We start from the raw sequence: 12,472 nt of genomic DNA on the forward strand, positions 1-12,472 counted from the left end.
TGGACTTATTGGCTCGATGAAATTCGTTTCGAAAAGCTAGGAACTAATCTTGCCGTTAGTACTGAGATTTTAAATGGAAATAATAGTGTTGTCCAAGCATTTATTGGTTCTAATATTCAAATAAATGGTATAGGTCAAACTGTTAATTTGGCAAAAGGAGAAAATGTAGATAAAAATTTTGCTCCAGGCTATTTTGATTTTTTTAATTCAAACCCTTCGGTAGCGACAGTTAGTGAAGCTGGTTTAGTGTCTGTGGTTGGGAGTTCTGGAACAACTTTAATCACGGCGATATTAAATAACGTACAGGCTACAGGATCTTTGGAAATAACATCTAATGGATTATTCCCAAGTGCTCCTGTTCCAACAAGAGATGAAGCCAACGTAGTTTCGCTTTTCAGTGACGCTTACAATAATGTGCCTGTAAGACATTATAATGGCTTTTTTGAGCCATTTCTAACCACTCAGGGTGGTGCAGGATCAGATCCTAATAATGTTGATATCCAAGGCACTTTGCCCGATGGTTCTTTAGATAATATTATTAATTACACGCAACTAAATTTTGTGAGTATTGGAACTTATGAAACAGTTCAATTGGTCGACGCAAGTTCTGCTACACATTTGCATATTGATATTAATGTGAGAGAAACACTCGATCCAAGTGACTTTATTCGATTAGAACTTGAAAGTGGCACCTTTGCTGGTCCTACGGCTAATGGAAGTTTTATTCTTAATTCGGCAGCATTAGGAAATGTTAATGCTGATGGTTGGGCTAGTTTAGATATTCCATTATCTAGTTTTTCTGGTTCAGTGGACTTTGGAAATTTAGGACAATTATTCTTTATATCAGATGCGACTATATCAGATATTTGGGTTGATAATGTTTATTACTACAACGAATAATTACTACAACTATTAAATAAAAATATTATGAATTTAAAGTTTTCATATAAATTGAGCTTATATCTCACAGCCCTTGTATTAACTGTAAGTTTGCTGGGCTGTGACTTAGATGAAACACAAGAAGTTGTTACATTATCCAATTTGGTTTGGGAGGATAATTTTGATGTTGATGGAGCACCAGATGCGTCTAAATGGGCTTTCGAAATTGGTGATGGAACGGCTCAGGGTATACCAGGTTGGGGGAATAATGAACTCCAATATTATACCGATAGACCTGAAAATGTTAGTGTTGAGAACGGAGTTCTAAAAATAACTGCAAGACAAGAGTCCTTCGAGGGCTCAGGGTATACTTCTGCAAGATTAATTACTAAAGGTCTATTTCAACAAAAGTATGGTCGTTTTGAAGCCCGAGTAAAATTACCGACAGGTCAAGGGTTATGGCCTGCGTTCTGGTTATTGGGTGATGATAGCAACGGCGATATCTGGCCTCAAATTGGAGAAATTGATGTTATGGAGTATTTAGGTGATGAACCAACACAAATCTTCGGAACTATTCATGGACCTCAATATTCTGGTGGTGAATCTATATCTAAAGAATATGTATTAGACGCCGATCGTTTTGATACAGGCTTTCACATTTTCGGTATTGAGTGGACTCCTAACGTTATTAATTTTTACGTAGATGATAAATTATATCAAACTTTAAAACCAGCAGATGTTGAAGAAGAGACTAACGGAGAAGGTGAATGGGTTTTTGATGACCGCGAGTTCTATATGATTTTAAACATGGCTGTTGGTGGAAACTTGCCAGGACCACCGAATGCAGATACTATGTTTCCACAGACAATGTATGTCGATTACGTAAGAGTTTATAACTAAAATCTAGAAAAATGAAATTTTTAAAATCAATTATAGCCAAAATATTTTTTATAGGGCTTGCGCTAGTTGCTTCATCTTGTGAAGACAATGAGAGTGGTGTTGACCTTATTGGTCTCGAAGCAAGATTTACAACAGATGTTGAATTGAGAACAGTAACATTTAATAATATTTCCAATGATGCTACTTCTTATGCATGGGATTTTGGTGATGGAACAACGTCTGTATTAGCAAGTCCAATCAAGACCTATGAAAATGGGACGTTTACGGTTTCTTTAACTGCTTACAATGATAGTGGTGATGCTGATACTTTTGAGAAAACATTTACTATAAATGTCGCTATCTGTGATGATGAAACTGAAGAAAATATCGATGCGGCTAACGGTAATTTAAATTGGACGTTCTTATCTACTGATGGAAGTGCTGTTTTTGACGCTTTTGGAAATATTGGCGGCTCAGTAGTAACTAATCCTTCATTTGAAACGGGTATTAACCCAAGTTGTAATGTCTATAAGTATGAAAAGTTCAATGGATGTGAAACTTGGTCTGGAGTTGGTATAGAATTACAAACCCAATTAGATTTTACGGATCCTACGACGGATAAAGTATTTACAATGAAAGTATTTGCCGAAAATCAAGTTACAGACGTAACCTTACGACTGGAGAGATTACCATTTCCAGATACTGAACCTTCTCAAGATCGCGTAGCTAGTATCACACAATTGGGTGAATGGCAAGAGATCACCTTTGATTTCTCAGATGTAAATATAGGTACTTACAAGAGTATGATCATTTATTTCGAAAGAAACACTCCATGCGATGGTGATGTGTATTATTTCGATGATATCATTCAGCAATAAAATACTTCATAACAATTTGGCTTTAGTCTGTGATTAAAGCCAAAATTGTTGATATTCAAACTAACTAAACTCAATTGCGATAGCATTTTTGATGACAATGAATGCAGATTTAAGAGATATAAAAGAGGAAAAAGATATTACCCTGACTAAAGTTACTATCGGTAACGAAGGATTTTTCAAAATTTCCAATAGTAACGAAATGCGCCCATTTTTTATGAGCATTGTTAGTGACTCAGACCACTGGATGTTCATATCGAGCAATGGTGGGTTGTCTGCAGGCCGTAAGAACGCAGAATTTTCTTTGTTTCCATATTATACGGATGATAAAATTACAGAATCCGCGGATATAACAGGTAGTAAGACTGTCTTTAAAATTCATAAAAATGGTCATCTATACATGTGGGAGCCTCTAGCTGTAAGATCTCTAGGGGATTATAAAACGACCAGAAATCTTTATAAAAGTATCTATGGTGATAAGATTATTTTTGAAGAAGTAAATCATAATTTGGATTTAACGTTCAGATATCAGTGGAGTTCAAGTGATACATTTGGATTTGTAAAAACGTCTAAGTTAATTAATAATGACAGTGAGTCTGTTAGCGTAACATTATTAGACGGGCTTCAAAATATTGTGCCTGCAAGTATAGGTAGTGATATTCAGAATCAATCTAGTAATTTGGTAGATGCTTACAAGCGAAATGAACTCGAGGACACTACAGGGTTAGGAATTTTTGCATTGAGTGCTATCTTAGTAGATAAAGCAGAAGCAAGCGAAGCATTAAAGGCTAATATCGTATGGTCTTGGGGTTTAGAAAGACCTACCTATCTTTTGTCATCTTTACAACTAGACAATTTTAGATCTGGAAATGCTGTAAACCAAGAAACTGATATAAAGGCTGAAAAAGGCGCATACTTTGTGTCAACTGATATTGAGATTGCTCCAAAATCTAACAAAGAGTGGATATTTGTTGCAAATGTCAATCAAGATCATTCGGATATTGCCTTATTACTAAAACAAATAAGAGAGGATAAAAGCTTAGGATCTAAAGTAAATGAAGATATTGAGTTAGGTACTCTCAATTTAATGGATTTGAATGCGGCATCCGATGGTATTCAAAAGTCTGCAGATAGTTTAAGAGATACAAGGCATTTTGCGAATACCTTATTCAATATTATGCGTGGTGGAATTTTTGATGATGGCTATAAAATCGAGAAATGGGATTTTAAGAAGTATTTAGCTAATGCCAATAAAAAAGTATCAAGAAGCACAGAGCCAATAATTGAAAGTTTACCAGAAGTATTTCCGTTATCTCAAATTCAGGAAATTGCTTACAGCAGTGATGATAAAAATTTCAGACGCTTATGTTTGGAATATATGCCGTTAAAGTTTAGTCGTCGACATGGGGATCCTAGTCGTCCTTGGAATAAGTTTTCAATTAATACACGAAGCGAAATAGATGGATCTAAGATTTTAGACTATGAGGGTAATTGGAGAGATATTTTTCAAAATTGGGAGGCGCTAGCGCATTCTTATCCTGAGTTTATTGAAAGTATGATTCATAAATTCTTAAATGCAACGACTTTCGATGGCTACAACCCTTATCGTGTAACAAAAGGAGGATTTGATTGGGAAATCATAGAACCAGATGATCCTTGGTCTTACATAGGTTATTGGGGAGACCATCAAATTATTTACTTGTTGAAGTTTTTAGAATTTATCCAAAATCATAAACCAGGTAAATTAGAGTCATTTTTTAATGAGGATCTATTTGTTTATGCAAATGTTCCGTATAAAATTAAACCTTATGAGGATCTTCTAAAAGATCCAAAAGATACTATAGTTTTTGATCATGAATTAGATCATAAAATTAGAGAAGAACGCGATCAGTTGGGAGCTGATGGTGCATTATTAAGAGATGAAAATAGATTCATAGTTAAGGCAAATTTTATAGAAAAAATATTAGCAACGACATTAGCAAAGCTATCTAATTTTATTCCAGAAGGTGGTATTTGGATGAATACACAGCGACCAGAATGGAATGATGCCAATAATGCATTAGTTGGGAATGGTGTATCCATGGTGACTCTTTATTATCTGAGACGATTTTTTAAATTCTTTGAAGAATTGCTTTCAGATACATCGGTAGAGGGAGTTAACATTTCTGTTGAAATTTCAGATTTTTTTACAGCAGTATTAGAAACGCTTCAAGGTCATAAAGACAGCCTCACCGGTGCTATAAATGATGTAAAGAAGAAACAAATTTTGGATGGTCTCGGTCAGGCAGGTAGTGCCTACAGAGAGCGTATTTATAATGGTGCCTTTACAGGTCGTAAAGTAGAATTAGCGCTTGAGCATTTAAAAGACCTTGTGAGCATAAGCAATGCATTTTTAGAGCACGCTATAAGAGCAAATAAGCGTTCAGATAATTTATATCATGCCTACAACTTAATGACAGTTAATGACGATGATTCAGTTTCTATTTCTTACTTAAGTGAAATGTTAGAAGGTCAAGTTGCTGTGCTGAGTTCTGGATATTTAAATGCTTCTGAAGTATTAGATGTTCTTAATGCAATGAAGGCTAGCAAACTCTTTAGACCAGATCAATACAGCTATTTGCTTTATCCATATAGAGAATTAAAAGGTTTCTTAGATAGAAATACGATTCCTGAACGTGCAGTTGTAGCATCTGATTTATTACAAGAATTAGTCCGTGACGGTAATTTAGAGGTAATTGAAAAAGACGTTTATGGAGAATATCATTTCAATGGTAATTTCAAAAATGCTGATGATCTTTCAAAAGCCTTAAATGGCTTAAAAGATTCAAAATACAGAGCATTAATTGAAAAAGATTCATATAAAGTTTTACAGGTGTTTGAGGATGTGTTCAATCATAAAGCGTTTACGGGAAGATCAGGTACGTTCTATGGTTACGAGGGTTTAGGTTCTATCTATTGGCACATGGTGTCTAAGTTATTATTAGCCGTAGAAGAATGTTGTATAGAAGCTATTAATAAGGATGAAGACAAAGTAGTAATAGGCCACCTTCTTGAGCATTTTTACGAAATTAATGCTGGAATAGGTGTTCATAAGTCGCCTGAATTATATGGTGCTTTTCCAACAGATCCTTATTCGCATACACCAGGAGGAAAGGGAGCCCAGCAACCTGGTATGACTGGTCAAGTAAAAGAGGATATTCTGAGTCGCTTTGGAGAACTTGGAGTGTTTGTGTCTAATGGTCAGCTCTATTTTAATCCTTCTTTGTTAAGAAAGGTTGAGTTTTTTACAGAACCGCAAGAGTTCAAATACATTGATATTTCCAAAGAAAGACAAACAATCACTTTAAATACAAACGCTTTAGGATTCACTTATTGTCAAGTACCAATTGTCTATGAAATAGCAGATAACGATGGGTTAGAGATTACATTTAAGGATGGACACACTCAATCTTTCCAAGGACTTCGCATAAATAATGAAATAAGTGAGACAATTTTCAAACGAACAGGTGAAGTAGTAAAGGTTATTGCACAAATAAAAGAAAGTTATTTAAAATAAAATCGATAGTTATGAATAAGATATCAATTGTATTACTAAGTATTGTATGTGTATGCCTGATGTCTTGTAATAATACCGATAAGAACCAATCGGTCATAAACCAAATCATGAAGGACGTGACAGCAAAAGATATATTAGGAAATCCGGACTACTTAGCCATTTCTTATGGTGGATACAGGAAAAAATCTAGAGACAGTCAACCCTCAATTAAAGAGTTGAAAGAGGATTTAAGAATAATGTCGGCAATGGGTATTAAAGTACTGAGAACGTATAATGTTCAACCAAAATTGCCGCATGCTTCTAATGTATTAAAAGCTATTTCAGAACTTAAAAAGGAAGATCCTGAGTTTGAAATGTATGTGATGCTAGGGGCATGGATAGATTGCTTAAATGCTTGGACAGAGAAGGTGCCAAATCATCATGTTGAAAGTCCAAACAATGAGGGTGAGATTAAAAGAGCAGTAGCACTGGCAAATAAATATCCTGATATCGTTAAGGTTATTGCAGTAGGTAATGAAGCCATGGTAAAATGGGCAACCTCTTATTATGTTCAGCCAGCAGTTATTTTAAAATGGGTTAACCACCTTCAAAAACTTAAAAAAGAAGGTCAATTGCCAAGTGATTTATGGATTACGAGTTCAGATGACTTTTCATCATGGGGTGGTGGATCAGCTGAGTATCATGTCGAGGACTTAAATGATTTAATAAAGGCTGTTGATTATATCTCTATGCATACATATCCATACCATAATTCTCATTACAATCCTAAGTTTTGGGGTATTCCGGAAGCGCATAAAAATATGCCAGATTCTACAAAAATTGAAATGGCCATGGAACGTGCGTTAAAGTTTGCACAAGAACAATACGACAGTGTTACCAATTATATGAAGAGCATAGGTATTAATAAACCTATACATATAGGTGAAACAGGATGGGCAACAATTTCCAATGGCCATTATGGTAATAATGGGTCAAGAGCTACTGATGAGTACAAACAAGGTTTGTATTATAAAGCAATGAGACGATGGACGAATCATTCTGGCATATCGTGTTTTTACTTTGAAGCTTTCAATGAGCAATGGAAGGATGCAAACAACGCGAAAGGTTCAGAAAATCACTTTGGATTGTTTACAATTGATGGTAAAGCAAAGTACCCTATTTGGGACCTTGTAGATCAAGACATATTCAATGGTTTAACCCGTGGTGGAAACCAAATAACTAAGACATTTAATGGAAATAAAAATCTGTTGTTAGAAGATGTTTTGGTGCCTCCAACGGAACAAGAAATATTGACTAATCGATAGCGTATGAAATTAATTAAACTAAGTTTTTATTGCATTTTAATTACGATTATGAGTTGTAAAACTGAAGAGAAGACTGAATTATTGGTTGAAGTCTATGAGACCTCTGCCAGTGGAAATAAATTGAAGAAAATTTCTGAGTTTCCAGAGGCTGATTCACCTTCGACGATTACGCTTAATCCGAACAAAAAGTATCAAAAGATTACTGGTTTTGGTGGTGCGTTCACGGAATCTTCAGCTTATTTGTTAAATAAATTGAGTAAGGAGAATCGTCATCTTATTTTACGAGCTTATTTTTCAGAAGATGGAGCTAATTATTCACTTTGCCGTACACATATGAATTCTTGTGACTTTTCTTTAAGTCAATATTCATACACCCCAACTGAAGATAAAGAATTAAAGGATTTTTCAGTTAAAGAAGATATGGATGATCTCATACCAATGATTAAGGAGGCGCATGCCATTTCTAAAGCAGGTTTTAAATTGTTTGCTTCACCTTGGACAGCACCACCTTGGATGAAAGATAACAAGGAGTGGGTTGGAGGAAAGTTGTTGCCAGAATATTATCCGACTTGGGCATTGTTTTTTTCAAAATACCTAGATGCATATAAAGAACAGGGTATAGAACTTTGGGGATTTACAGTAGAGAACGAACCTCATGGCAATGGTAACAATTGGGAGAGCATGCATTTTTCACCAGAAGAAATGACGGATTTTGTGCAACACCATTTAGGACCTAGATTAGAAACCGATGGGTATGGTGATAAAGTGATATTAGGATATGACCAAAATAGAGCAGGGATAAAAGAATGGGCTGATGTTATGTATGCTAATGAAGCCTCCTCAAAATACTATGATGGTATGGCGATTCATTGGTATGAAAGTACTTATGAAGTCTTTCCTGAAGAATTACAGTATGCACATAACAAGGCTCCGGAAAAATATCTAATTGAAACAGAAGGATGTATTGATGAAGAGGTGCCAGCATGGAAGGACGATGCTTGGTATTGGAAAAAAGAAGCTACAGACTGGGGCTGGGATTGGGCACCCGAAGACCAAAAGTACTTACATCCAAAATATGCCCCTGTAAACCGTTATGCTAGGGACATTATAGGGTGTCTTAATAATTGGGTTGATGGATGGGTCGATTGGAATATGGTTCTAAATAGACAAGGTGGCCCTAATTGGTTTGAGAATTGGTGTGCCGCACCAATCATCGTAGACGAGGAGGCAGATGACGTTTACATGACTCCTTTGTTCTACACTATGGCGCACTTCAGTAAATACATAAGACCTAATGCAGAAGTCATTGGTATTGATCATTCTGATAAAGATTTACAGATCACTGCGGCACAAAATTCAGATGGTTCTATAGCAGTGGTTGTATTCAATGAAGGCAATGAAAATAAACAATTTAATTTAAGTCTAAATGGTGAGACAAAACGAATAGCAATTAACGGTCAGGCTATTCAAACGATAATAATACCAACAAAGTAACTAACAACTAATACTATGTCAGACGTTAAAACATCATCAAGAAATAAAGTACCTATTGGTCAGAAATCAGCATTCGGTGCAGGACATTTTATTATAAATATTCTTCCTGGAACATTAGGTGTATTTCTTCAATTCTTTCTTATAACAGCTTGGTGTGTAGACCCTTTGTGGGCAGGGTTTTTGGGGTGATTGCCAAGAATTTTCGATTCCATTACAGATCCAATTATGGGATTCATTTCGGATAATACAAAGTCTAAATGGGGAAGAAGAAGACCTTACATTTTTGTCGGTGCAGTCATTAGCGGAATTCTTTTCTTCTTAATGTGGCAATTAGATGATGATGCTTCACAAAGTTATATTATATGGCACGTAATGATTCTTCAACTCTTGTTCTTAATCGGTAATACTATGTTTGCAACACCGTTGGTAGGACTTGGATATGAGATGACTTCAGATTACAATGAGCGAACCAGATTAATGGCATTCTCAAATACAATGGGTCAAATAGCTTGGATGATCGTGCCATGGTTGTATGTTATTATTCCTGATACAGAAACCTTTAATACCCAGACGGAGGGTGTCCGCACAATGGCCTTAATTGTAGGTGTAATGTGTGTTGTTTTCGGGATATTGCCAGCACTGTTTTGTAAAGGTATAGACTCTGCAAATATGGAGAACAGGAAAGAAATCACTTTTAAGACCTTAGCTGCGAACATGAAAGAGCTTTTAGCAGGTATAGTTCAGGTCTCTAAGAATAAACCATTTATGAAGTTATGTGGTGCAACATTTTTAGTATTTAATGGATTTCAATTAGTAGCAGCTTTTGGGGTCTTTATTATCGTTTTTTACATGTACAATGGAAGTTATGAATTAGCGGGAACATGGCCTGCATGGTTTAATACTATCAATGCTATGATAACTGCCTTCATTGTAATTCCAATTATTTCAAGAATGGCAAGTAAATGGGGTAAAAAGAATGCCTTTATTATATCTACTGTGTTGTCAATTATAGGATACATCTTAAAATGGTGGGGATTTGATAAAGACTTGAATGACAAATTTAATGACACGAGTTTTGGTGAAAGTTTAAACTCTGGCGTAAGTTCTATTTTTGAATCTTTGAACCCAATGCTTGACAGCGTTGGGATGTCTTGGTTTAGTATTGATCCTGGAACTGAAGTACCATGGTTAATCTTTGTTCCAATTCCTTTATTTGCATTTGGAATGGGTGGGTTGTTCACCTTAATGATGAGTATGACGGCAGATGTATGCGACTTAGATGAATTAGAAAATGGAATGCCGAGAAAGGAAGGAACGTTTGGTGCTATTTATTGGTTAATGGTTAAGATTGGTCAGTCTATTGCCTTAGTATTAGGTGGTGTCATTTTAAGTATTGTTGGTTTCGACCCTAATGTTACTGAACAATCTATAGAAACAATGAATAATCTTAGGATTGCAGATATAATTGTTCCTTCTGCAACAGCAGCTTTAGCAGTTTGGGTAATGTGGAAGTATAGTCTTTCAGAGGAACGTGCAAGAGAAATTAAGAAAGAGTTAATAGAAAGAAGAGGCGAATTATAAATTTTTAATAAAGAAGAATAATGTCTTACAGAGAAGGGTACTACTTCAAAAAAAGTGGGTATAGTCAAAAAACCATACCGGGAATAAATCTTAATGAGATTTCAGAGACTGAATTAAAAGCCTTGTGGCATAAGACCCTTGGTGAGGGTATTCACGGTATATGCTTTAGTATGTACGAAGATGGTCAAAAGCCAGGGGATGATATAAGTATAGAACAAGTTGAACGCCGTGTATTAAAACTAAAACCATATGTCAAGGCTATACGTTCATTTTCATGTATAGAGGGGAATGAGTTTGTTCCTATGATGGCTCAAAAACATGGACTTAATACCTTAGTAGGGGCATGGCTAGGAGATGATAAAGATGATAATGAAGCGGAAATAGAGGCTTTAATAAAATTATCTAAAGAAGGTTATGTAGATGTTGCTGCTGTTGGTAATGAGGTGCTTTATCGAGGGGATTTAACTTTAGAAGAACTCGTAGGATACATCAAACGTGTTAAAGATGCGCTTAAAGGCACAGGTGTGCCTGTAGGCTATGTTGATGCGTATTATGAGTTTTCGAGACATCCAATTATTGTTGAACACTCTGATGTGATTTTGGCTAATTTATATCCGTATTGGGAAGGCTGTCCTATTGAGTATGCTTTGGGTCATATGCAAGCCATGTATGGCCAAGTTGTTGATGCTGCTCAAGGAAAACCAATTATTATTACTGAAACAGGTTGGCCTAGTCAAGGTGGAGGTCTTAAAGGTGCGATTGCTGGTCCTGAGTCGGCTATGAAGTATTTTATTGATGCTATACGTTGGACTAGAGAAAACGATATACCAATCTATTATTTCTCTTCATTTGATGAGTCTTGGAAGGTTGGACCAGAAGGCGAAGTTGGAGCATATTGGGGACTCTGGGATAAGCACGAGCAACTCAAATTCTAACAATTTGTTTAATTGATATGTCGTTTAGGCAAGAAAAACATTTTGCGTTAGCATCTTTAAATTTTGAAGGTAAGAGTATTGTAGACTTAAGGAAAGTATTTAGAAAAACCTTAAAATCTGGTATACATGGATTATGTTCTAGTCCTTATGAAGAAGGACAAGAACCTGGCGATCAGTTGTCAGAAGACCAAATCCGACGTCGCCTGAAACTAATACAACCTTACACCAAGTGGATTCGCTCATTTTCTTGTACCGAGGGCAATGAACTAATCCCTATAATTGCCAAGGAAATGGGCTTGAGTACTTTAACTGGGGCTTGGTTAGGAAGTAATCCCGAAAAGAACAAAAGAGAGGTAAAAAGTCTTATTGAACTTGCCAATAAAGGATTTGTAGATATAGCTGCTGTGGGAAACGAAGTGCTATACAGGGGGGATCTGACCGAAGAACAACTATTAAATAATATATACAGTGTAAAAGATGCTTTAACAGATATTAAAGTACCAGTTGGTTATGTCGATGCGTATTACGAGTTTGAAGAGCGGCCAGATATTACAGATGCGTGTGATGTTATATTAGCTAATTGCTACCCCTTTTGGGAAGGCTGTGATGCCGATTATGCTTTACTTTACATCAAGGATATGTATCATAAATGTTTACGAGCAGGGAAAGGTAAAAAGGTAATTATAACTGAAACAGGATGGCCAAGTGAAGGTACAAGTTTACAAGGAGCCTTTCCTTCTGAAGAAAACGCAATAAAATATTTTATCAATACTCAAAATTGGTCACAAGAAGAGAATATAGAGATGTTTTATTTTTCATCTTTTGACGAGACATGGAAGGTTGGAGGGGAAGGTGACGTTGGCGCTTTTTGGGGTATTTGGGATAAATATGAAAAATTGAAATACTGACTTATAGAAAATTACAGTACTGATTTTAGAGCTACAACACAACATTACCACTACAATCAAA

9 protein-coding genes and 1 pseudogene are annotated in these 12,472 nt (G+C 35.8%); all 10 read left to right on the forward strand.

The window, feature by feature from the left end; all coding sequences use genetic code 11:
• A pseudogene (locus tag HRU49_RS08460) lies at nt 1-900 on the forward strand (carbohydrate-binding protein); the annotation flags it as partial.
• A gap of 27 nt (nt 901-927) precedes the next feature.
• Nucleotides 928-1,779, forward strand: a complete 852-nt coding sequence (locus HRU49_RS08465) for a glycoside hydrolase family 16 protein (protein WP_296356121.1) — start codon at nt 928-930, stop codon at nt 1,777-1,779.
• 11 nt (nt 1,780-1,790) lie between these two features.
• On the forward strand, nt 1,791-2,636 hold the full coding sequence (locus HRU49_RS08470) for a PKD domain-containing protein (RefSeq protein ID WP_296356123.1): 846 nt from the start codon (nt 1,791-1,793) through the stop codon (nt 2,634-2,636).
• A 97-nt stretch (nt 2,637-2,733) separates the two neighbouring features.
• Nucleotides 2,734-6,189, forward strand: coding sequence for a hypothetical protein (locus tag HRU49_RS08475; RefSeq protein WP_296356125.1), 3,456 nt, complete (start codon nt 2,734-2,736; stop codon nt 6,187-6,189).
• Nucleotides 6,190-6,200: 11 nt separating this feature from the next.
• A complete protein-coding gene (locus HRU49_RS08480; protein ID WP_296356127.1) occupies nt 6,201-7,493 on the forward strand; it encodes a glycosyl hydrolase family 17 protein in 1,293 nt (430 codons plus the stop codon).
• Nucleotides 7,494-7,541: 48 nt separating this feature from the next.
• Nucleotides 7,542-8,987, forward strand: coding sequence for a glycoside hydrolase family 30 protein (locus HRU49_RS08485; RefSeq protein ID WP_296356130.1), 1,446 nt, complete (start codon nt 7,542-7,544; stop codon nt 8,985-8,987).
• 15 nt (nt 8,988-9,002) lie between these two features.
• On the forward strand, nt 9,003-9,176 hold the full coding sequence (locus HRU49_RS14730; RefSeq protein ID WP_363146529.1) for a hypothetical protein: 174 nt from the start codon (nt 9,003-9,005) through the stop codon (nt 9,174-9,176).
• On the forward strand, nt 9,177-10,568 hold the full coding sequence (locus tag HRU49_RS08490; protein ID WP_363146531.1) for an MFS transporter: 1,392 nt from the start codon (nt 9,177-9,179) through the stop codon (nt 10,566-10,568).
• 20 nt (nt 10,569-10,588) lie between these two features.
• On the forward strand, nt 10,589-11,503 hold the full coding sequence (locus HRU49_RS08495) for a glycosyl hydrolase family 17 protein (RefSeq protein ID WP_296356131.1): 915 nt from the start codon (nt 10,589-10,591) through the stop codon (nt 11,501-11,503).
• Between the two features lie 17 nt (nt 11,504-11,520).
• Nucleotides 11,521-12,411, forward strand: coding sequence for a glycosyl hydrolase family 17 protein (locus HRU49_RS08500; RefSeq protein ID WP_296356133.1), 891 nt, complete (start codon nt 11,521-11,523; stop codon nt 12,409-12,411).
• Nucleotides 12,412-12,472: the final 61 nt, after the last annotated feature.

The organism is Winogradskyella sp., assembly GCF_013213975.1.
In the GTDB taxonomy this organism is placed as follows: Bacteria; Bacteroidota; Bacteroidia; order Flavobacteriales; family Flavobacteriaceae; genus Winogradskyella.

What these genes read in the sequence shown, in the direction of transcription:
- HRU49_RS08465 (WP_296356121.1), top strand. Translation starts at nt 928, where the DNA reads ATGAATTTAAAGTTTTCATATAAATTGAGCTTATATCTCACAGCCCTT.
- HRU49_RS08470 (WP_296356123.1), top strand. Translation starts at nt 1,791, where the DNA reads ATGAAATTTTTAAAATCAATTATAGCCAAAATATTTTTTATAGGGCTT.
- HRU49_RS08475 (WP_296356125.1), top strand. Translation starts at nt 2,734, where the DNA reads ATGAATGCAGATTTAAGAGATATAAAAGAGGAAAAAGATATTACCCTG.
- HRU49_RS08480 (WP_296356127.1), top strand. Translation starts at nt 6,201, where the DNA reads ATGAATAAGATATCAATTGTATTACTAAGTATTGTATGTGTATGCCTG.
- HRU49_RS08485 (WP_296356130.1), top strand. Translation starts at nt 7,542, where the DNA reads ATGAGTTGTAAAACTGAAGAGAAGACTGAATTATTGGTTGAAGTCTAT.
- HRU49_RS14730 (WP_363146529.1), top strand. Translation starts at nt 9,003, where the DNA reads ATGTCAGACGTTAAAACATCATCAAGAAATAAAGTACCTATTGGTCAG.
- HRU49_RS08495 (WP_296356131.1), top strand. Translation starts at nt 10,589, where the DNA reads ATGTCTTACAGAGAAGGGTACTACTTCAAAAAAAGTGGGTATAGTCAA.
- HRU49_RS08500 (WP_296356133.1), top strand. Translation starts at nt 11,521, where the DNA reads ATGTCGTTTAGGCAAGAAAAACATTTTGCGTTAGCATCTTTAAATTTT.